The following is a 21,167-nucleotide window of genomic DNA, read 5'->3' on the forward strand; positions in this document are numbered from 1 at the left end:
TGCATATGTCTTTTACAGTTGTCATTCCTGCACGTTACGGCTCCACACGTTTTCCAGGTAAACCTTTGGCAGATATTCAAGGTAAACCTATGATACAGCACGTGGTAGACAGAGCCCATGAAGCGGGGGCCAGTAAGGTTATTGTTGCCACTGACGATGCTCGCATTCAAGAGGTGGCGCGTTCATTTGCCACTGTATGCATGACGGCAAGCACCCATCAATCCGGCACCGAGCGAATTGCTGAAGTATTAGAAAAAGAACACATCAGCGGTGACAGTATTGTGGTGAACGTGCAAGGCGATGAGCCTTTTATACCCGCGCAGAATATTCAGCAAGTTGCGTCAAACTTGGCGGTAGCAAAGCAATGTGAAATGGCCACACTTTCAACGCCTATTTCAAACACAGAAGACGTTCTTAATCCTAATGTGGTGAAAGTGTTAGTCAATACACATAACGAAGCGATTTACTTTTCCCGTGCGGCTATTCCATTTGAACGCAATCGTATGATGGCTAACCCAAGTGATGCTGATCCAACATTGTATTTTCGCCATATAGGCATTTATGCGTACCGGGCTAATTATGTGCAACGTTACGTAAGTTATGCCCCAAGCGCATTAGAGCATATTGAATCACTAGAGCAACTACGGGCACTATGGTACGGCGATAAAATCCATTGCGATGTTGCGAAAGCGCCGCCACCTGTGGGGGTGGATACGCCGGACGATCTCGCCCGTTTGTTAAAAGGGTAAGCCTTGATTTAAAAGGGCCGCTTCCAGTGTTTGTTTCCAAGTAAAAGGAGGTCTTTATGAACGTGGTCATCACAGGTGGAAATAGAGGTATAGGTTTAGCGCTGGTTAAACACTACGTTTCACAAGGGCATCATGTTTATGCAACATGCCGAAATAGTTGTGACGACTTAAACGTATCGGGTGCCACGGTTGTGAAAGGCGTGGATGTTTCAAAGCCAGAATTTTTACCTGACGCGCTTGCGCCTTTAGCCAATGTCTCTATCGATTTGTTAATTAACAATGCCGGCGTATTGGGCAAAGAGGGGCTAGGCGATTGGGACCCTCACACTATAGATTATCAATTCAGGGTTAACGCGCTTGGCCCATTGCTAGTCACACAGGCTTTACTGCCTTCGCTTTCTTCCGACGGTAAGATTGCGCTTATAACGAGCCGCATGGGCTCCATGGAAGACAACAGTTCAGGGGGATATTACGGTTATCGTATGTCCAAAGCTGCGCTGAATGCCGCAGGCGTGTCTCTCGCTCAAGATTTAAAGCCTAAAGGGATTGCGGTGGGTTTGTTTCACCCCGGTTTTGTACAAACAGAAATGGTGAACGGTAACGGCGATATAGATGCTGATACGGCAGCGGGTCAACTGTACGAGAGAATAGCTGAACTTGCGTTAAATAATACCGGGCAGTTTTTCCATGCTAACGGCGAAAAAATACCTTGGTAACAAGCGCCGTAAGTATTACGGCGCTGCAACGGTTTGATTAGCCAAAGTAAGAGTGGCTAATCGTCCTGATCTTCTGACAACACGGCCCACACGTCGTGTTCGTTGGCATGAATAACTTCTGCCCATACACGATCACCGGGTTTGACATCATACACACCATTTAAGTGTACCAGACCGTCAACCTCTGGCGCATCGGCATACGTTCGTCCTACCGCACCTTCACTGTCCACACTGTCGATAACAACTTGATACTCGTTGCCAATTCTGTCTTGCAAACGCTGAGCACTTATTTCACCTTGTACTTCCATAAATCGGGCTAATCGGGCTTGCTTAATGTCTTCTGGCACGGGATCCGGTAGGTCATTAGCTCTTGCGCCTTCCACCGGCGAATAGGCAAAGGCTCCCACGCGGTCAAGCTGTGCTTCGCGTAAGAAGTCGAGAAGCTCTTCAAATTCTTCTTCGGTTTCGCCAGGAAAGCCAACAATAAAGGTAGAGCGAATAACCAAAGAAGGACATTGTTCACGCCATTTCTTAACGCGTTCTAAAACACGTTCCGCACTGCCTGGGCGTTTCATCAATCTCAAAATACGTTTGTTGGCATGCTGAAAAGGAATGTCTAAGTAAGGGAGTATCTTGCCTTCATTCATCAATTCAATTAAGGCGTCAACGTGGGGGTAGGGGTAAACATAATGAAGGCGAACCCAAATACCCATTTCACCTAACTTTTCACACAGCTGTTGCATGTGGGTTTTCACCGGCATGCCGTTCCAAAAGCCCGTACGGTGTTTAACATCTACACCATAGGCACTCGTGTCTTGAGAGATAACTAAAAGTTCTTTTACCCCAGCGTCTTTAAGGCGTTTAGCCTCGTCTAATACGTTGCCAACAGGACGGCTAACCAAGTCGCCTCGCATAGAAGGTATTATGCAAAATGTACAACGATGATTACACCCTTCGGAAATCTTTAAATACGCGTAGTGACGAGGTGTGAGTTTTACACCATGGTCGGGGATCAAATCTTCAAACGGGTTATGCTGAGGCTGTGGGAGATGATCATGAACTTGCTCTACCACTGTTTCATAGGCATGAGGGCCTGTAATGGCCAATACGTTAGGGTGTAATTCTCGAATTTCATCTTCTTTTACACCTAAACACCCGGTTACAATGACTTTGCCATTTTCTTTTAGCGCTTCACCTATGGTGTCTAACGACTCTTCTACAGCCGCATCTATAAACCCACATGTGTTAACGATAACGAGATCAGCATCGTTATACGTAGGCACTACATCGTAGCCTTCGGTACGCAGCTGCGTAAGGATTCGCTCAGAGTCAACGAGGTTTTTGGGGCAACCGAGGCTTACAAATCCAATTCTGTTACCCGCGGTACTTGTGCTTGGCTTAGTCTCATTAAGCACTTTTACTGGGGTTTCCAGTGTCGTGGTTTTATTGACGGCTTTTTTAGGGTCGAAAGTTTCTACTGACATTAAACATTACCAAGTAAGTGACTGCGCTGAAAATGGCCGCGGATTATACCGGAAGTCGTTATTATCCGCAGTAAATAACTTAATTTAATTGTACATATAGATGACAGGTACGAGTAGTAAATTGAACAAACATTGCGCATAATCAAGGCCTCATCGGTTTCATCTCCATTGGTAGCGATTTAATGCGGCGTGATTTTTTTCTGGTATTAGGGTTTATTACTCTATGCTGGCTAGCAGGTTGTGGCTCGACCTATTATAAACCAGAACCGCCTTCACTCGACTTAGCCCTGGTGCGCAAACCCGTTTATATTACTGACTATACTGATAAAAGCACAGTCGCGCTTTATTCTCAGTGCCTTTCCACTCCAACCCAAAGTACCCAGGGTGTGATAAATAGTTTGCTTTGTTCTCAAGCGCTTCTTGGGCGGACTGATGTAAGCAAGGCGAAAAGACAGTTTGCCTTAAAGCGTAATCGCGATGCGCTTAAACGATTGATTACGCTTAAAATCGCTAAAAAAGAAGATAAAGCGCATTTACATACCAGTATTAATTTAACGGTACCAATCCAGTTTGCTTCGTTAATGCGGGCAAAAGAACCAGCTCTACAACCTGAAATTATTGGCGAGTACGGGGTGGCCATCGTGGTGAAAGACGCAGCCTCACTTCATGCACCAAAGCATTACTACCCGCAAGAAGGTGTTTATCGGGCTTATACCTTAATATTTGAGGGAGTGAAAATAGTCAATGGCGAAGCCTTTGTTTCTTTAGATGCAAAACCCATTGATAAGCGCACTACTGTGCGCGTTGGGAACAATGCCTATCTCGCCAGGTATTCTCCGGGTGCCGCGTACCTCGCTTTACTCAACGATGCAAACATAGACGCCTTAAGTTGGAAAGGGTTTGTGGGATCAAAACTCGCTGAACAGCGTCGTGGCATATATGTTATTGGCGAGCTTTCACACCATAAGATGCCGTTAATTATGGTACATGGACTTAACTCGGATCCTTTAGTATGGCGTTACCTCACCATGGCAGTACTTAACGATGAGTGGTTGAATGAGCGCTATCAAATATGGCATGTACTTTACCCCTCTGGACAGCCTCCTTTTTACAATGCAATGAAGATTAGACGTGAATTGCACAGCCTGATTGATGACATCGATAACCCTTTGATTACCCGAGAGGCAGTGTTTATTGGGCATAGTATGGGCGGTATTATCACTAAATTGCTGAGTACGCAATCTAACGATGATTTCTGGAAAACCACATTTGTGGCACCTCCAAGCATCATTTCTCAACGGCACGAAAAAGACATTCACGATTTGTTCTTCTTCGACCCTGTGTTTGAATCAAGTACCGTGTTTTATTTAGATACACCGCACAAAGGTTCAGCGCTAGCGACATCGGCGCTGGGTTACATTGGTTCTTCACTAGTATCAATTCCGGATAACTTAAAACACCTATTTTCTGACGTGCTGGAAACCTTAGGTTTAGATATTGTACAACCCGATATGCAACCGTTTATAAAAGATGCCAAATTTAAAAGTATCGATATGCTAAAGCCTGGCCACCCGCTAATGACCGCGTTATATAAAAAGAAAATAAAGGGTAGGGCATACTCTGTTATTGGCTCACGCAAAGAAACAGAATGTGACACCCGCGAGGTGTGTTTGTTACTCAGTGATGGCGTTGTTACCTACGACAGTGCTGATATACCAGACGCTTTAGAACGACTCATTGTGGTATCCAAACATAATTCGTTTAAGTCTCCTGAAGCGGTAGCATTTATTCTTGAACATCTATGAAGCAGCGTGCTACCCATTATGTTACGAATAGTGTTTCCTAAGGAAGAGACTTAAGCGTGTTGTCACATTCAAACCCCGGATGCAGATAGACGCGCCACTAGTTTTTCTTTTATTTGATACAAGGTCGATTTATTCCCGTCGCTAGACATAATAAGGATGACCAAATCTTGTTCGAAATCGTGAAATTTCAATGTGTGATGGGACGGATTTGAGCCGTCATGTTGCCAGCTAAGCAAAGTATCCCTACTGTCTTTAGAAAACGAACCGAAATCATAGAGAGCGCGTTCACTTTGACCGGATAATTCATCACCGTCCAGTTTAGCTTGAACCAGTGAAAACGGGATTAATACATTTGATGTTAGCGCAATTTCAAATTTCATTAAATCTATCGGTGTAACATACACAGTTACGCCATTTAGAAACGTTGGGTAATCACCGTCAACCTTTTCGGGAGACTCGTCTTTCGCTGACAATTGTTGATAAGAGCCCCTCATTTGCGCTGGCTCGAATAGGTTGTTTTGCATAAAAGCTGAAAATGTCTGGTTTGTTACTGCTTCTATTACCAATGCTCGGGCAACAACATTCAAATTTGAGTATCGGTACCCGCTGCCTGGTTCAAATAAACCTTCACTGTTTAATAGTTGCGTTATCGCATCGGTGGTTAAAATTCCTTTTTTCCATTTTATCTTAGGTAAACCCGATGTGTGGCTGAGAATGTGGTGGATGGTTATGTTCTTCGCCCATTCAGGCAGATCAGCTATGAATGTTGAGATCTTGTCTTCGTAAGATAATCGACCTTGCTCTTCAAGTAGCATAATGCCAACAGTAGTAAACTCCTTACCGACCGAACCAGGGCTAAACAGGTGTTTACGCGTTAGTTTTGTGGTCTTTTGGAAATCCGCGTAGCCAAAATACTCTTCAATGATGAGTTTGTCATTTTTGCTAACTAAGACTGCCCCATTGAATCCAGTTTCATCAATGTATTTGTGTATCTCAGTAAGATTTCTATTTGCCCCACTGCTATTAGCAAAGAGCTGTGGTGAGAAACACAACAAAAATAAACATAAAAACTCTAGGTATAACTTCATACACTTCCCTCGAATAATAAGGTTAAGCTAAGAGGCGCTATCATGTGGCTAAAATTCAAATGGAGTAACTGCATTGTTGGGGAAGTGGACGGGGTGCTATGCGCCATAACTAAATACTACTGATCATTTTTACTGACCAGTCACCCCATGCTTGCCATTTGAAAATAGTGTGCATAGTAAGTACTAATAGGCAAAATAAAACAAACGATAATGCCGTGCTGGCATATAAACGGCCGTGTACTTTCCAGTCATAGAACATAAGAATTAGGTAGACTGAAAACATGAAAAGAAACATGGAATAGCCTGGTATTGAAAGCAAGTGTATAACACGGTTCAAGCCCTCTGGCATCATTTGAATTGCTGCAGCGATCATAAATCGTTTGTGGTGAGCCGGATTTTTTATATTTAGAATACCTAAAACATAAAGTACTAAGAAAATAAGCCACTGAAGAAAAGCGCCGCCTAGAAAACTACCAGCACGTAATCGGGCTTGAGCATCTTCTGGGTTAAAGACACCAAAGCCTGCCAAGCGATGGTAAAACTCATACGCCATTATTGACCCAGTTAGTAAGATTCCAAGCACTAGAAAAACGCTCAGTTTTCCGAAAATTTTGTGCGTTGAATAGTTACCTTTGCTTGCTAATTTTATTTGAGTAAGAAGTAGTAAATACCACGCTGCACTGAAACCACCGTGCAATCCAGTCCATAAGGTCACTCTACCTAGATGACTCGGATTAGATAGCCAATTTAGTGCAAAGCCACCAAATACTATGAAAGTAATAAAGAGTGCAAATAGACCAAAAAATTTACTGTCCGCATATCTGCTTTCAACTGGATTATTGCTAATTATGGTTGACTCCATGTCTAGATGATTCCTATTAGTTCTATAGAGGTAAAGTATGCCAAGTTGGCGATTAACGCGCCATTAAGAGCCTTTTAATTGTTTGGTTAGCATGTAAAGCGAAGCGGTCTCTAGCAAACTATTAAAAGCCATGCTTGGATGGTTTGTTTTACCTATTTACTTTTTACGTGATTTACGTTGTAAGCAGTGACAGAAATTGTAACTTCGTCACACTCTTTGCCCGGCGTTTTGCCTGCACAACGACCAGCAAACCATATATCACCGTAGCCTATATGCATTCCATACGAATTAACAAATAGCTCGGAGAATTTCTGACGCTTAACTCTAGCCATCATTTCCGCGGTAACGATTTTAGAGTAATGGGTTATGAATTCTTTTTCAGAGTTAAAATACTCAGTTCCTGAATCAAAATTTACTTTAATAGGATAGCTAATTAGCTTTGCTAGCTTGTTAAAATTATTGAACTTAAGATAAAACAACTCTGTGCGAAATGCCAGATGTTATAGAATGCGTGGGGTAAATGAGCGAGTTTAGAAGATTGCTGAAGCCGCCCCGCGTGTATGCGTCCCAGCGAACGAAGTGAGTGAACTTGATTTTTTCTTAGGAGACATTACCCAAATGCCTCTACTTGCGTAACTAGTATTGATGCTGGAATGTCTATGCCGGTCAGGTTTTTCCCTGAAAGGTTTATCCCAACTACTTTCTCATCATCCTGTAGGATAGGTAAGAAGTGCTCCTTAAATTGTGCCCAGCTAACACTTTGTGCTTCTACGTCTCCGAGCAGTTCAGGATTCAGTTTTTTAAGCCTCTCGATTCTAGATTTGGAAGACCATAGGGGCAAAGATACTTTGTTGTCACTAACATCAAACTCTAAGAGTATTTCGTTTGGGAGGCAACCAAACCAAACTATTTGAGTCGCTGCGACTTCTTCGTAAAATCTGTTTGCTTGTGCGACGCCTGCTGACATTACTTTGTCTCCTAACGCCCGCCTAACACGCGGGGAAATTAATTGGACGCCTTTTTGCGTCGTTTCTTTTTGCAAAAAGTCGGACAAATTGTACCGTCTGAATTTATGCGCTTGTTAGGGCTTCGTTTAATATCTAAAGTAGCTCTGAAGCGGCTTCAGACATTTTTTTATAGCTATGACCAACATTTGGCACCACTTGGAGCCGCCAGTTAAATTCAAGCTTTTTACGATTTGACACTTCTTGAGCAAAATTAAAAAAATTAGTGCCTCGTTCAAGTCGATGACCACCTTGGACCATCGCATTTTTAGTTTGCCTAAGCTTGCCTAGTTCTGCACTTTTGTCCAACTCTCCAAGTAAAACTGTTAAGTCGGTGGAAAACGATTTTTCTAGTGGAGCATTAATATTTTGCAGCCCATAAGGATAGTCAGTAGAAACATCTGTAAAAGTGTAGAACCCAGCGTTGGCAGCAATTGCTTTTTTGATTCTATTAGTAGAGCCTAAAAGCACCATTCTATGAACGAACTGCCCACCCGCAGAATGGCCAAACATACTATAACCATCAAGTGAAAAGTCATTATTTTCATTAATGTAATCGAATATGTTCTCTATGACAGTATAAGACCATTCGCTTTCTGGATTCTTTACACCAAAGAAAGTTTGTAGATTTCCTTCTTGATAATCATTTGTTGTTACTCGATAGAATTCATTCTCAAACTCTGGAGCTATAAGTAAGATGTTTTTCCTTTCGGCAATATCAACCCAAGCATCAAGGTAGTTTTCAGCATTTCGTGCCATACCATGCATAACAAAAAGTACAGTATTACCAGGCTCCCAAGAATCCGGTTTATATGTCCAAACACGGATGCTTTTTCTTTCTGTATGCTTATAGGAAGACATTACGAAGTTACCCTTGCCGATTTCAAGTGGTTTAGGAGTAGTTAACTCAGGTCCTTTAGGTAAAACATAAAGATATAAGTAACCAAAGACTACAAGAAAGGCTACGATAGTTAAAAAAGATAAGATTGTAATTTTCAATATTTTCATTGGCTCTTTCCTTGAGACCAAAATTAATTGGCCCTAACTTTCCAATAACGGGCGCAGACATGTGGGCTATAATCCGAACGAAGTGAGTCAGCCCACATGTTAGCGTCCCAGCGACCGGCTTGAGCGTTTTGTTAGCCGCGTTCGTGCCAATACCCTGTTTTCGATAATTTTATAAATAATAGAGTATGGGAACCTGCTTAAGACAAAGCGTCGATGAGTTTGCCCCATTTTTGTCCATGCCGATGGCAAAGAGCTAACTGAATCGATGGCTTCCTTGAGTTCTTGGGTAAATTCGTGACCCAACCCCAGTGACTGCTTTTGATACCAATCAAACGAATCTTTTATTTCCCTTTTAACCTCTGGGTGAAAGGAAACAGGCAGCATCTTTTAATTAAGATTCTTTTCTATCTCTTCCCAACTAATGCTTTTTACCGCACCAGACTCTAGCTCTGCGAGCTTCTGCAAGTTTTACCCACTCAGATTCCACATCGCTATCAATCTTAGTATCCATAGCCGTTAAAAGACAGTGGGCAGCAAGAGATTTCTCTTTAGTACTGAGTTGCTCGATATTTTCAAGCATCACTTTTAATGCATCAGACATAAAATAACTCCCATTGAGTATGATTTGATATTACCACTAAAAAAGAGAAGTGAAAGGCTGGATTTACAAGTAGCGGCTAACGCCTGCATTTGCGGCTGGTTTGGAGCGCAGCGGAAAACCAGTCCGACAACATGCGCTTGTTAGCTGTGATTTTTGGCATAAACACGATAGAACACCGCCATTATTAAACATACAGTCGCAGGAACAAATAAAGCCCTAAACGCAAACTTTGTGTAAAGCAATGCGCCAAACGTACCGCCAAGAATAAAGCCAAAGATTATAAATAGAAATAGCTTTGTTTTTCGCCTATCGAGTGTCTGTCCTTTGAAAACAGAGCCAAGCATTATTCCTAGATCGGTGAAAATGCCGGTGACATGAGTGGTTCGAATAATTGCACCGCTGTATGTTGTGGCAAGTGCATTTTGCAGGCCACAGGCAGCGGAAGCGAGAAAGTGGCCGTAAAACGATCCTGAAATTAAAAGCCATGAAGATACACACAACAAAATGGACTCAATGATTAATGCTGTATCGTAATGTCTGCCTAATTTTAAAGTTGAGCCATGTAGTAAGAAGCCCGCAATGCAAGCACCACCTAAAAAAGAAAGTAAAATACCAACAAGGTGAAACATCTTTTGCAATGATAGAGTGAGAAATTCTGTACCAAGTAACGTAGCCGTGCCAGACAAATGCGATACAGACTGGTGCTCAAAGCCAAGTAGACCAATTGCATTAATGCACCCTGCGATCAAAGCTAAAAAAAAGGCTCCCAGTTCTACCCATTTTGGTAGTTGTGAAATCAATCTCCGAAGTCTCCTTTACAGCTAACTTTAAGCTAAGGGGCGCAGGCATGTGGGGCATAATGGCGAAGCCACCCCGTGAGTATGCGTCCCAGCGAACGCAGTGAGTGACTTAATTTTTTGTTATGTGCACTCACTAAGAACAACCTTGATTTACAAGGCGCTGAACTAATTTTGATGTTTGCTCTGCCTCTTGAACAAATCGTTGATGACTCTTTCCGAGGAACATGCCGTCGATAGTTAGCTGATACCCACCTATTAAATTCTTAGAGTGAAGACTCAAACTAGTGCTATTTTCTAAATATGTGAATTCTAAAGATGAGTCTAAAGCGGTAACAGGCTGAAACGGTTCATACTCATTGATTGTACTAATAAGGCACGACGCTTCAATTGGAATTTCGAAGTTCACTCCATAGCCGATTTTATTGTCGATGCTGGAGCATCCGTTTAGTAATAATAAAACTGAAAGTATTTGAATTTTCATGTGCACATAACTTTTAAATAACGGGTGCAGACACGTAGGGCATAATGGCGAAGCCGCGCTGCGTGTATGCGTCCCAGCGAACGCAGTGAGTGACTTAATTTTTTTGTTAGGTGTAAATGCCAATAAAAGGACCGTACAATTTAAAACTACCATCTAAGCCATTGTGAACCAATATATAATTCGATGACTCACCTTTAGGTCTAAATAGAGTAAAAGCTAAACCATCTGAGACCAATTCACTTCTTAGTTCACACATTTCAGCAATACCAAACGTACCTCTTTTAAACTCTCTGTCTGAAATGTTTTTTTGAATTAAATTGCCGTTTTGAAGCTGAAGCTTTATATATTCGACTTCTAAAATTTCGCAGCTGCGCGCTTTTACTGCATACGCATTAAAACTGCAGAACGTAGCCATGACAACGACAAAAGTAAGTATTCTCATCATTACACCTAACACCCCACTAAGGGGCGATAACACATGGGCTAAAATTAGGAACGAAGTGACGCAGCCCATGTGTTAGCGTCCCAGCGAGCAGCGCGAGCGCCTTTAGTGTTTTGTATGGATAATTCTTCCCTAAATACACCATATTTCCTTTTCAAAGATGGGTAAAGTGAGGCCCAGACTTTGGCTGCAACCAAAGTTGGCTGTGTGGCAGTTCGATTTAGCGAAGGCTCCTCAATTGAGAGACCGATAACAAACAAGAACACCGCACAGTGCTCCAAGCAACATACTCGAATAGTCGACTGGGCCTCGAGCTCGCATTTAGCAAACCAGAGTTAGCTTATTATGAAAAAATCAGTAGTGCAAAACATAAACGTGGGTGAAGATGTAGGTAAGGATTTTCTTGATATACATATTCGTCCGTTGGGCGAATACTTAAAAGTGAGCAATGATAAGAAAGGGATTGGTGAGGCATTAAAAAGGTTAAGAAAATTAACGATTGTTCGTATTGTTATTGAAGCAACAGGGCGCTACGAAATGGCCTTTGTGAGTGCTTGTGCTAAAGCAGAATTACCTTTTAGTGTCGTAAATCCTATTCATGTTAAACGCTTTGCTGGCGCCATTGGCCGTAAAGCTAAAACGGATAAACTTGATGCGGCGTTGATAGCGCATTTTAGTGAGGTAATTCAACCTGCCTTGTCGACACTAAAGCCCGAGAACATTCAGAAGATGGCTGACACTGTAGCCCGCAGAAATCAGCATTTAGAGATGCAGACCCGTGAGAAAAACCGCCTTCAAATCATGCCGAAAACTGTTCAATCAAGCATAAAGGCAATATTAACAGTTTTGAAAAAGCAAATTCAAAAGATGGACGACGAATTAGCTGATTTAATTGAAAGCTGTCCAGAATACCAAGCAAAAAGTGAACTGGTTCAAAGTATGCCAGGGATCGGAAAGGTGTCAGCTGCGGCTCTCATCAGTTATTTACCAGAGCTTGGTATGATGAATAGTAAACAAGTGGCCGCCCTTGTTGGCGTCGCACCAATGAACAAGGAAAGCGGTCGCTACAAAGGTAAGCAAGTTACTCAAGGTGGCCGACACCAAGTTAGAACCGTTTTGTTTATGGCAATGATGTCAGCGATGCAATGCAACGCTAAATTTAAAGCCACTTATGAGAGGCTGGTAGCCGCAGGTAAGCCGAAAAAAGTCGCCATCATTGCCTGTGTTAGGAAGATGGTTGTGATATTAAACTCAATGGTTAGAGATGGTGTAATGTGGGAAGAAAAAGCGGCTTAATGTTTGAGTTGACACCATAGTCGTTTGTTAGCTGCAATTGCTCAAGTCGACATTAACATAGTTGATAACTTCGTTTGAATCTCCTTTAACAACAGCTCCAATACAAACCTTTGTGCCGGGATATAGCGGCTTGAAGCTGCCAACGCCATACGTCTCGCCTTTGTAGTTTACTGCTGCATAATAGGGATAACCTACATATTTCGAGTATATTCCTTTTCCTATTTTCGGCGCATTCCATTTCGGAAATTCGATGACTTCCGCTGGAAAGTGGTTTCTTATTTCAACTTGCGGGGTTTTATACTCGAAGAGATAAAGCCCGAATAAAGCTAGAGGCAATACTATCAACGTCATTGTTGCAATAAGCCTTACTTTGACTTTCGTTTTTATTCTGACTTTGTATCGAGTTTCCATTTTGCAGCTAACACTAAGCTTTGGGGCGCAGGCACGGGGCTATAATCGCGAAGCGGCCCCGTGTTTGCGTCCCAACGACCGAAGGGAGTGTCAACAGCGTTTTGTTATGTTTACTTACCATGGCACCCCTTCTAATTCGACAAATACTGCACAAAATAACAACAAAATGAAAGGCAAAGCTGATATTAACTTTAGTTTGAGCGTGTTTACATGCCAGCCAACAACCATTGCGATGCTATATGGGATAAACAGAAACAGACCATATAAAACCATGAAAGCAACAATGTACAGATTCTCATGCCGTAAGTCCGCTTCAGGGAACGCTAAATAGTCGTATATTGAGTATGTGGCAAATAAAAATAGTGGAAGAGCTAAAAGGCTTAAAACTATTAATAAAAACTTAGAGCCTCTCATAAAACATCCTTGTGAACATAACATTAAGCTAAGCGGCGCAGTTGCGTGGGGCATAATGGCGAAGCCGCCCCGCGTAAATGCGTCCGAGCGACCGAAGGGAGTGGTCTTAAGCGCTTTGTATGGATAATTATTCCCTAAATTCACCACATTTCCTTTTCAAAGATGGGTAAAGTGAGGCCCAGACTTTGGCTGCAACCAAAGTTGGCTGCGTGGTAGTTCGATTAAGCGAAGGCTCCTCAATTGAGAGGCCGATAACAAACATGAACGCCACACAGTGCTCCAAGCAACATACTCGAATAGTCGACTGGGCCTCGAGCTCGCATTTAGCAAACCAGAGTTAGCTTATTATGAATAAATTAGTAGTGCAAAACTTAAACGTGGGTGTAGATGTAGGTAAAGATTTTCTCGATATACACATTCGGCCTTTGGGCGAATACCTCAAAGTGAGTAACGATAAGAAAGGCATAGGGGAGGCGATAAAGAGGCTAAGGAAATTGACGGTTGAGCGTATAGTCATTGAGGCAACAGGGCGCTATGAAATTGCCTTTGTGAGTGCTTGTGCGAAAGCAGCATTACCTTTTAGTGTCGTAAATCCTATTCATGTTAAACGCTTTGCTGGCGCCATTGGCCGTAAAGCTAAAACGGATAAACTTGATGCGGCGTTGATAGCGCATTTTAGTTAGGTAATTCAACCTGCCTTGTCGACACTAAAGCCCGAGAACATTCAGAAGATGGCTGACACTGTAGCCCGCAGAAATCAGCTTTTAGAGATGCAGACCCGTGAGAAAAATCGTCTTCAAATTATGCCGAAAACCGTTCAATCAAGCATAAAGGCAATACTCACAGTGTTGAAAAAGCAAATTCAAAAGATGGATGGCGAATTAGCTTACTTAATTGAAAGCTGTCCAGAATACCAAGCAAAAAGTGAACTGGTTCAAAGTATGCCAGGGATCGGAAAGGTGTCAGCTGCGGCTCTCATCAGTTATTTGCTCAATTTTGTAGCCTGAAAATATTGGAAGGACAAAACCATACACACTTGCACAACAGAACAAAATGAAACTGATATTGCTAAGAATGACACTGTACCCCGCAATGCTCTGTAGAAGCACGATAACTATTGCTGGAAAAAGAGTACAACAAAAATATAAAGCAACGCGAACGACCTTGCCACTACGAGAACCTCTTCCTTTAAATAGCCATATTGAAGCAATAACGGTAGAAAGAACAAGCAAAACAAAAACGAAAAAAGCACCGCCAGCCATTATCTAACTCCAGAGCACATAACGCCGCCGTAAGAGGCGGAAAATGCTTGGCTATAATTAGCGACGAAGGAGCGAAAGCCAAGCTTTTTACGTCCTTCTTGACGGCTTTGTTAAGCGCTTATTCTCCATCATCCCACGAGTTAAGAAAGTCAGCTAAAACATCACCGTGACAAGCTTCTGGTTTGCAAAAACAACCCAGCCTTTTTCCTTTCAGCTTGAATACTTCTGATTTTTCTTTATTTGGAAACTTTTCATAATCAAAGTCATATTTGAACTTACGGATAACTTCTTCACGGCTTTCCCCTTCCTCGTGCATTGAATAAGGATTTCCCCAATATGACCCTCTACCTATATATTCATAGTCGGGAGTGCTTTTTTCATTCTGATATTCTGTTTCTCTTTTAATATTTATAACGCGTGTAATGGATATCTTTATTCGCCTAATCGGCTTCCCGCTAGCTTTTAACTTTACAGTTTCTTCTAGGAATTCTTCACCATCATCAAAAATCAACGCATGAGTGATATTGTCATCTTCCCACGAATCTTGTTTTCTGCACAACACGCCGAAATCATGACAATACTTTTCAATAAAGCCATTAGGATCTTGATAGTAAATGAATGTACATTCATCTAGATTGGATGTGATTTTCTCAACCTTTCTAACGAACTTGGTGTAACAATTAAAAAGAGCTGGATAAAGTAATAATACATTTGCCATTAGAATAAGTGCTTAACTTTTAGGTCTAAATCTGAGTATTGATTAAGATAGTCAACTACAAGTCTTCTATGACAAAGGTGCGGCTCATGCTCGCTACATAGTAAACAGCCATGGTCAAGTAATGCTGGTTTTATCGACTTCTCAATATTTCTCTGTCCCATCAGATTTAAAAATTTATCCTCGTAAGCTTCCCACGGCATATCCCCCTTCTTGTAGGCATTTAAAATATCCTTGGTCGGTGCTAACTCTGGCAAGTGAACGTAATCGGTACCACATAGTTCTTTTAAGAAAAACTTAAGGTCATCTCTTTTGGCAAATCCTGCTAATTGAGATACATTATTAAGCCTAACGTCAATGAGTGTTTTTACATCTGATTGTTTGATAAAACCGAAAAATGTCGAAGCATTTTTTTTAGTAAAGCCAATTGTATAGATATTCATGCAGCGTACTCTCGTTGAAGATAACCGTCAAAATCGAACACTGTCGCTACTAATTTATAATGATGATCGTCATTACCAAATCTAGGGCTAAGACTCATGCATAACACATAATTATCCCCCTTTTTCAATGGCATAATAACTGGTTCTTGACCTTCATTTGGATATTGATTTGTTAAAATTCTTCTAGTGCTAGGACATGTAACAGAAATGTTTTCGTAATTCACGCCAAGATAACTAAAACTAGCAACTATCTTTTTCTTGTAACGTTGTTCGTAGTCATTAAATTCATTAGACAATGTTATCAATAGGTTGCTAGGTTTAACCAAACATAGAGACTGAGAAATCAGACCATTTTGATCATAGTTTGCTGTAACTGTATGTGATTCAGTGTCTGGGTCATTCCATACATCCTTTATATTTTCTGAAATATTGGGAATGCTGCTTGCATTTAAAGAACTTATTTTTTTCCACTTCTTGCTATCATCAATTACATAATTTTCTGGTTGCCCAGCTATAGGAAAATGCCTAAGTATTGGTATTTCTACAATATCCAAAACTCTTGCCTCTGTACCGTCTTCATAAAGATACATTTGTTCAGTAAGCGCTCCATGTCCAGTATTATCGTTAGCAACTGGCCTTACCCATCTGCCCACTTTAACAGTATTCTCTCCAGTGTACTCAACCAGTTTCCCCGCAATGCAGCGCCCTCCGGGCTTGTACGATTTAGCAAGCACTACCATTAACAAATTTTCCATGAGTGTACTCCTTTTTCACTTGGCGCTTAACTTTTAAATAAGGGGCGCAGACGTGTGGGCTAAAATCCGAACGAAGTGAGCAGCCCACATGTTTGCGTCCCAGCCCGCGCAGCGGGCGTGCTTGATTTTTTTGTTAGGTTTACATTGCATAAACTGCGCGAAGTTCGTCATACATCGCCTTCCGTTTTGAGAGAATGATAGTGCGATAATCTTCTAAGTCTGCCTCAGTTAAAGAGGAGTTACCTTGCCAAGCTTTTCTTCTGAACTCTTTGACATAATCGCCGTAGTCTCTAAAAAGTTCTTGTGCATTCGTCGCGCCAATTAATATTAACTTACCCTCTGCACTAGCCAAGTCAGTATACTTATCAAACAATTCCTTAGCGGCTCCATCAATTCTTGCTTTTAGGTCCTCAGGAGCATCTTTTTTACGTTCGACGTACCTGACATGCTCAATCATGTATGCCCAATATTTTAGAGCAGATGTAGAGAAGTTTTCTGCTTGTGACGATATTTCTTCTAACAATTCTCGTTGTCGGTTTTGCTTGGATTTTTCGACATCCTTTTCATGGTTTAATTTTGTGACGCTATATGTTGCTACACCCGATATAAGTGCGCCCAATCCAATTTTGACTGCTGTATCAATGATATCTAAAACTGTTGCAGACATAGGTGAAACTTCCTTTGTAAACCTAACATTAAGCTAAGCGGCGCAGTTGCGTGGGGCATAATGGCGAAGCCGCCCCGCGTAAATGCGTCCGAGCGACCGAAGGGAGTGGTCTTTAGCGCTTTGTTAGAAGCAAAGCCAGTTCCTTTGGTCTGTTTAAAAACTGTTAAAGCCAGCATACGATTGATTGTTAACGCAAACAAGCAAAACGACTGAACAGTGAAGGTTTTAATTTGACTGAAGCTAGCCGCCACCTGAGCTATCGAGTGTAATGGCGCGTGCTGGCTGAAAATAAGGACATGAAGGTAAAGCGCCTATTACACCACCTTTGAATTAACTGCGGCGGGTTTACACCTACCACAAGCCAGAGCGATGCTAGCGAAAACAGGTGAGGGGAGTTGTACTGGGATTTTTATAAAGCCAAACGCAGTTTAGGCTGGCGCCTTATAACTTTTTAAATAAGGGGCGCAGACATGTGGGCTAAAATCCGAACGAAGTGAGCCAGCCCACATGTTTGCGTCCCAGCGAACGCAGTGAGTGAGTTTATTGGCTTGTTAGCTGACATTGCCAATAACTACCACCGATTCTTGGTTGATAATGAACTGATATCCAAAAGCTAAGATAATTGCAAATATACTAAGAATATTTAGATAAAATGACATTTGCTTATAGCTTTTTTCATTGTCTCTTTTGTCGTAGTGGTCAATTACGGTTAACGCTGCGTTTATAGCACTGGAGACTAATGCTACGCAGAAAAATAGTAACGGCATGCCAGTTAATTCAACAGAACCAGAGCCTCTTACGCCAGGGTAGACCAATACATCGTTAATGCCAGCGTAGAAACATATACCGATTAAAAAAAGAGCCAAAATGATATTAAAAATTCGTGTCGAATTAGGGATTTTGTTCGGAGAGTAATCTTCCATGAATCCTCTTGGCAGCTAACTTTAAGCTAAGGGGCGCAGATACGTGGGGCATAATGGCGAAGCCGCCCCGCGTATAGGCGTCCCAGCGACCGAAGGGAGTGACTTAAGCGCTTTGTTAGAAGCAGAGCCTGTTCCCTTGGCCTTTTTAAAAACTAATAAAGTCAGAATACGATTGATTGTTAACACAAACAAGCAAAACGACTGTGCACAAATGTTTTTGATTTGGAAGAAGCTAGCCGCCATCTGAGCTATCGAGTGTAATGGCGCTTGCTGACTCAAAATAAGAACTTGTCAATAAAGCGCCTATTACACTACCTTTGAATTGAAAGCGGCGGATTTAAACCTACCACAAGCCAGAGCGATGCTAATGAAAACAGGAGGGGCAGTTGCATTGGGATTTGTATTAAGCCAAACGCAGTTTAGGCTGACGCCTTATAACATTAAGCTAAGCGGCGCAGTTGCGTGGGGCATAATGGCGAAGCCGCCCCGCGTAAATGCGTCCGAGCGACCGAAGGGAGTGGTCTTAAGCGCCTTGTTATAAGCATAGCCATTTCCTTTGGTCTTTTTAAAAACTGTTGATGCCAGCATACGATTGATTGTTAACACAAACAAGTAGAACGACTGTGCAGTGATGGTTTTGATTTGACGGGAGCAAGCCGCCACTTGAACTAACAAGCGCATTGGCGGTTACTGACTAAAAATAAGAGTTTTGTGATAAAGCGCCTAATGCGCGACCTTTGAAGGTAATGCGGCGGATTTACACCTACCACAAGCCAGCGCGATGCAAATGAAAACAGGTGAGGGTAGTTTTACTGGGATTTTCATAAAGCCAAACGCAGTTTAGGCTGACGCCTTATAACAATTTAATGTACGGAAAAAATCCTTTATGCAACGTGGAAAAAATCCGTATATAACCTTAATCATCTACTCACTTTCGCACGTATTGTCATCTACATCAATATCCTGCACTTTGTATCTGAAAACGCGGTATTAAAGTACGGAATTTGTCCTTTTTATTTTTCCATCCACGAATATTTACTGATTTAGGGGTGTGTATAGAAATATTTAACACGTTTAGCGCGGGTTTATTGTCAAATAGGGGGGAGTAGATACCGTAACAGCCGGGTCTTTAAGTTAGTAAATTTGCCCCAATATGTAGGAGCAACACCCTCACAATTTTTGAAAATTAAATGCTCAAATTACCCTTGAAGTACTACGATGAGTCGGGTCGTATTTTGCCGCCAAAATGGCTGTATGTGCAGTTGGCATTCTTTTGCTTAGATTGGGTTATTTTTATATTTTCACTGGCGTCACCCTCTCAAACCGACACTTTGTTATTTCTCTTTTACCCCCAAGCGAATAGTTTGGGTATCGCACTACTGGCAAGCTTACCTATAGTGGTAAGTTTATTATTGTTAAGCCAGCGCGAGCGATTATGGAAGCGCAACCTTACTGGCTGGCCACGGGCACTGTTACCTCTTATGCTACTGGGAATAAGCTGTGCATTTTGCGTAGTCTTATATCATGAAGCCTTAGTTAAATGGCAGTTTGAACTGTTTCAGGGTATAAGATTATTAGTGTCAATCGCTAGCTTATATGTTGTATCTCAAAGTCGTCATTTACGTTGGATGGTAGAAGATTGGCAGAAAGGGAAATAACGTACGAGTTGGGGCTCCAAGCGATAAAAAATATACTTACAAAGCGGCATTCACAGGCTTTACACTATGTTGTGTAAAGCCCGCTGACCCTCTCCACCTATTGGTGATTAGCTAAGGCTTTAGTGAAATATTCCTGAACGCTTGTTTCACTGTTGTTTACTAGTCGTTCGTAACATATGCCAGCAAAGGCGTAAGTGTTTTCGCCTACACCTAAAAGCACATAGGGCGCATTGGGGTTAGATTGATCGTAAATCCACTGACTGTTATCTACAAATCTGCGCATCGTTTCACCAGTATAAGCACCAAATATATTACAAAGTGTGAATACGGCTTCGTTTTCCAATGCTTGATCGTGGTATTTATCTATAAAACTCAGCAGCAAATCATCCACATTTGCAATGCTCTGTTTTGAAAAATCCAGTGTTACGTCAAATTCATCTTTCGCCGTTTTCACTGCATTTTCAGCGCAATCGCTCATTAATTCTTCTAGTTCTTTAGGCGTCATCGTAGCTCCTTGGTGGCACCGTCTATTACCGATGTCTTGGGTATCCGTTACGTTACCGTAATTGTTTATTTTTGACCAGTCAGCCGATTAATAATACTGGCAGCTGCGAACAGGCCAAATGTGGCTGTTACTGTTACAACTGCACCGAATCCTCCAGCACAATCTAAACGGGTGCCTCCTTCCATGGCTGACTTATTGAAACAAACGCTACCGTCTGGTTGTGGGTAGCGAAGCTGCTCGGTAGAGTATATACATTCTACACCGAATCGGCGCTTGGGGTTTTTAGAGAAGTTATAGTTTCTTCTCAGTTCACTGCGAAGCTTTGCGGCAAGTGGGTCTTGTATTGTTTTGGCAAGGTCACCTTTCGTAACTTGGGTAGGGTCAATCTGACCGCCAGCTCCGCCTACCGTTACAATAGGAATTTTGTTGCGTTTGCAATGGGCTATCATGGCTGCTTTTGCACTAATACTATCTGTGGCGTCAATAACGCCATCCATATCTGTAGTAAGTAACTCACGTACATTTTCAGGTAGAACAAAGTCTTCAACGCAATTAACTTTGCATTTTTCATTGATGGTTGCTATTCGTTGCGCAATCGCTTCTACTTTGGGTTGACCTACAGTGCTAGCTAACGCGTGAATTTGTCTATTCGTATTGGTTACGCACACGTCGTCTAAATCGATGAGCGTTAGCTCACCCACGCCAGAACGCGCCAGCGATTCAGCGCACCAGCTACCCACACCGCCAATACCCGCAATGCACACATGGCTATTCGCCAGCGCATTGGCACCGTCTAGGCCATACAGTCTTACTATGCCGCCAAATTTGGGGTCATTCGACACATCAATACTCACTCGCGCTACCTATTGCATCAAAAAGGGGTTTTAAAATCTGGCGCGCATGATCGCAAAAACACATCAGAATGCAAGCGCCATTGGTACTTATACATTCATTTTATTTGCATCCGTTCAGTTTAAACTTACGGTTATTATTGCCTATAAAATTCGAATAAGTCGAATAGCCTGTCCCATTAATGTCGCCTTACTAACAAGTCTAAATATGATGCAATACCGTAACC

25 protein-coding genes and 1 pseudogene are annotated in these 21,167 nt (G+C 42.1%); 6 read left to right on the forward strand and 20 right to left on the reverse strand.

Annotation, left to right across the window (positions count from 1 at the left end; genetic code table 11):
- Positions 1–5: 5 nt before the first annotated feature.
- Positions 6–749, forward strand: coding sequence for a 3-deoxy-manno-octulosonate cytidylyltransferase (kdsB, locus tag EP13_RS09150; protein WP_044057025.1), 744 nt, complete (start codon positions 6–8; stop codon positions 747–749).
- A 56-nt stretch (positions 750–805) separates the two neighbouring features.
- Positions 806–1,465 (forward strand): SDR family oxidoreductase, encoded by a 660-nt coding sequence (locus tag EP13_RS09155; RefSeq protein WP_044057026.1) that lies wholly within the window; start codon positions 806–808, stop codon positions 1,463–1,465.
- Between the two features lie 56 nt (positions 1,466–1,521).
- Here the strand turns inward: EP13_RS09155 and rimO are convergent, their stop codons facing one another.
- Positions 1,522–2,949: a 30S ribosomal protein S12 methylthiotransferase RimO gene (rimO, locus tag EP13_RS09160; protein WP_044057027.1), complete on the reverse strand. Its 1,428-nt coding sequence runs from the start codon at positions 2,947–2,949 to the stop codon at positions 1,522–1,524.
- 182 nt (positions 2,950–3,131) lie between these two features.
- Here rimO and EP13_RS09165 point away from each other — a divergent pair, with 182 nt between their 5' ends.
- The gene (locus tag EP13_RS09165) at positions 3,132–4,754 is read left to right on the forward strand and encodes an esterase/lipase family protein (RefSeq protein ID WP_052364346.1); all 1,623 of its coding nucleotides are present in this window, start codon (positions 3,132–3,134) and stop codon (positions 4,752–4,754) included.
- 68 nt (positions 4,755–4,822) lie between these two features.
- Here EP13_RS09165 and EP13_RS09170 read toward each other — a convergent pair whose 3' ends face one another.
- From EP13_RS09170 to EP13_RS09210, 9 genes are all read right to left on the reverse strand, one after another.
- Positions 4,823–5,842, reverse strand: coding sequence for a serine hydrolase domain-containing protein (locus EP13_RS09170; RefSeq protein ID WP_044057028.1), 1,020 nt, complete (start codon positions 5,840–5,842; stop codon positions 4,823–4,825).
- 109 nt (positions 5,843–5,951) lie between these two features.
- Entirely contained in the window at positions 5,952–6,704 is a 753-nt protein-coding gene (locus EP13_RS09175) for a hypothetical protein (protein WP_044057029.1), read from the reverse strand.
- 610 nt (positions 6,705–7,314) lie between these two features.
- Positions 7,315–7,671, reverse strand: coding sequence for a DUF2750 domain-containing protein (locus EP13_RS09185; protein WP_044057031.1), 357 nt, complete (start codon positions 7,669–7,671; stop codon positions 7,315–7,317).
- Positions 7,672–7,804: 133 nt separating this feature from the next.
- On the reverse strand, positions 7,805–8,716 hold the full coding sequence (locus tag EP13_RS18890) for an alpha/beta hydrolase (protein ID WP_052364347.1): 912 nt from the start codon (positions 8,714–8,716) through the stop codon (positions 7,805–7,807).
- Positions 8,717–8,815: 99 nt separating this feature from the next.
- Positions 8,816–9,100, reverse strand: a complete 285-nt coding sequence (locus EP13_RS19090; RefSeq protein WP_081869482.1) for a type II toxin-antitoxin system RelE/ParE family toxin — start codon at positions 9,098–9,100, stop codon at positions 8,816–8,818.
- A gap of 34 nt (positions 9,101–9,134) precedes the next feature.
- Positions 9,135–9,317, reverse strand: a complete 183-nt coding sequence (locus EP13_RS09195) for an addiction module protein (RefSeq protein ID WP_231497942.1) — start codon at positions 9,315–9,317, stop codon at positions 9,135–9,137.
- Positions 9,318–9,457: 140 nt separating this feature from the next.
- A complete protein-coding gene (locus tag EP13_RS09200; RefSeq protein ID WP_044057032.1) occupies positions 9,458–10,117 on the reverse strand; it encodes a YoaK family protein in 660 nt (219 codons plus the stop codon).
- A 133-nt stretch (positions 10,118–10,250) separates the two neighbouring features.
- Positions 10,251–10,598, reverse strand: coding sequence for a hypothetical protein (locus EP13_RS09205; protein ID WP_044057033.1), 348 nt, complete (start codon positions 10,596–10,598; stop codon positions 10,251–10,253).
- Between the two features lie 106 nt (positions 10,599–10,704).
- Positions 10,705–11,043 (reverse strand): hypothetical protein, encoded by a 339-nt coding sequence (locus tag EP13_RS09210; protein ID WP_156026745.1) that lies wholly within the window; start codon positions 11,041–11,043, stop codon positions 10,705–10,707.
- A gap of 342 nt (positions 11,044–11,385) precedes the next feature.
- On the opposite strand from EP13_RS09210, the gene EP13_RS09215 reads away from it, so the two are divergent.
- Complete coding sequence (locus EP13_RS09215) at positions 11,386–12,336, forward strand: IS110 family RNA-guided transposase (RefSeq protein ID WP_044057035.1); 951 nt, start codon at positions 11,386–11,388, stop codon at positions 12,334–12,336.
- Between the two features lie 27 nt (positions 12,337–12,363).
- Here EP13_RS09215 and EP13_RS09220 read toward each other — a convergent pair whose 3' ends face one another.
- Positions 12,364–12,687, reverse strand: coding sequence for a hypothetical protein (locus EP13_RS09220; protein ID WP_231497943.1), 324 nt, complete (start codon positions 12,685–12,687; stop codon positions 12,364–12,366).
- A gap of 174 nt (positions 12,688–12,861) precedes the next feature.
- A complete protein-coding gene (locus EP13_RS09225) occupies positions 12,862–13,305 on the reverse strand; it encodes a hypothetical protein (protein ID WP_044057037.1) in 444 nt (147 codons plus the stop codon).
- Positions 13,306–13,508: 203 nt separating this feature from the next.
- Here EP13_RS09225 and EP13_RS19095 point away from each other — a divergent pair.
- A pseudogene (locus tag EP13_RS19095) lies at positions 13,509–14,150 on the forward strand (IS110 family transposase); the annotation flags it as partial.
- A gap of 391 nt (positions 14,151–14,541) precedes the next feature.
- Here the strand turns inward: EP13_RS19095 and EP13_RS09235 are convergent.
- The 6 genes from EP13_RS09235 to EP13_RS09270 all read right to left on the reverse strand — a co-directional run bounded on the left by EP13_RS09235 (position 14,542) and on the right by EP13_RS09270 (position 18,607).
- Positions 14,542–15,141, reverse strand: a complete 600-nt coding sequence (locus EP13_RS09235) for a DUF4326 domain-containing protein (RefSeq protein ID WP_044057038.1) — start codon at positions 15,139–15,141, stop codon at positions 14,542–14,544.
- Entirely contained in the window at positions 15,141–15,581 is a 441-nt protein-coding gene (locus EP13_RS09240) for a DUF488 domain-containing protein (RefSeq protein WP_044057039.1), read from the reverse strand. Before EP13_RS09240 ends, EP13_RS09235 begins: the two co-directional genes overlap by 1 nt.
- Complete coding sequence (locus EP13_RS09245; protein WP_044057040.1) at positions 15,578–16,336, reverse strand: dual OB domain-containing protein; 759 nt, start codon at positions 16,334–16,336, stop codon at positions 15,578–15,580. The genes EP13_RS09240 and EP13_RS09245 overlap by 4 nt, the downstream gene beginning before the upstream one ends.
- 139 nt (positions 16,337–16,475) lie before the next feature.
- Positions 16,476–17,003 (reverse strand): hypothetical protein, encoded by a 528-nt coding sequence (locus EP13_RS09250; protein WP_044057041.1) that lies wholly within the window; start codon positions 17,001–17,003, stop codon positions 16,476–16,478.
- A gap of 551 nt (positions 17,004–17,554) precedes the next feature.
- Positions 17,555–17,926 (reverse strand): hypothetical protein, encoded by a 372-nt coding sequence (locus EP13_RS19245; RefSeq protein ID WP_044057043.1) that lies wholly within the window; start codon positions 17,924–17,926, stop codon positions 17,555–17,557.
- 432 nt (positions 17,927–18,358) lie between these two features.
- Positions 18,359–18,607 (reverse strand): hypothetical protein, encoded by a 249-nt coding sequence (locus EP13_RS09270; protein WP_044057045.1) that lies wholly within the window; start codon positions 18,605–18,607, stop codon positions 18,359–18,361.
- Positions 18,608–19,116: 509 nt separating this feature from the next.
- Between EP13_RS09270 and EP13_RS09275 the strand changes: the two genes are divergently transcribed.
- On the forward strand, positions 19,117–19,584 hold the full coding sequence (locus EP13_RS09275; protein WP_044057046.1) for a DUF2919 family protein: 468 nt from the start codon (positions 19,117–19,119) through the stop codon (positions 19,582–19,584).
- Between the two features lie 97 nt (positions 19,585–19,681).
- On the opposite strand, the gene EP13_RS09280 is transcribed toward EP13_RS09275, so the two are convergent.
- Positions 19,682–20,089: a hypothetical protein gene (locus tag EP13_RS09280; protein WP_044057047.1), complete on the reverse strand. Its 408-nt coding sequence runs from the start codon at positions 20,087–20,089 to the stop codon at positions 19,682–19,684.
- Between the two features lie 65 nt (positions 20,090–20,154).
- The gene (tcdA, locus tag EP13_RS09285) at positions 20,155–20,931 is read right to left on the reverse strand and encodes a tRNA cyclic N6-threonylcarbamoyladenosine(37) synthase TcdA (protein WP_044058870.1); all 777 of its coding nucleotides are present in this window, start codon (positions 20,929–20,931) and stop codon (positions 20,155–20,157) included.
- Between the last annotated feature and the right edge of the window lie 236 nt (positions 20,932–21,167).

It is taken from the genome of Alteromonas australica, from assembly GCF_000730385.1.
Lineage (GTDB): Bacteria > Pseudomonadota > Gammaproteobacteria > Enterobacterales > Alteromonadaceae > Alteromonas > Alteromonas australica.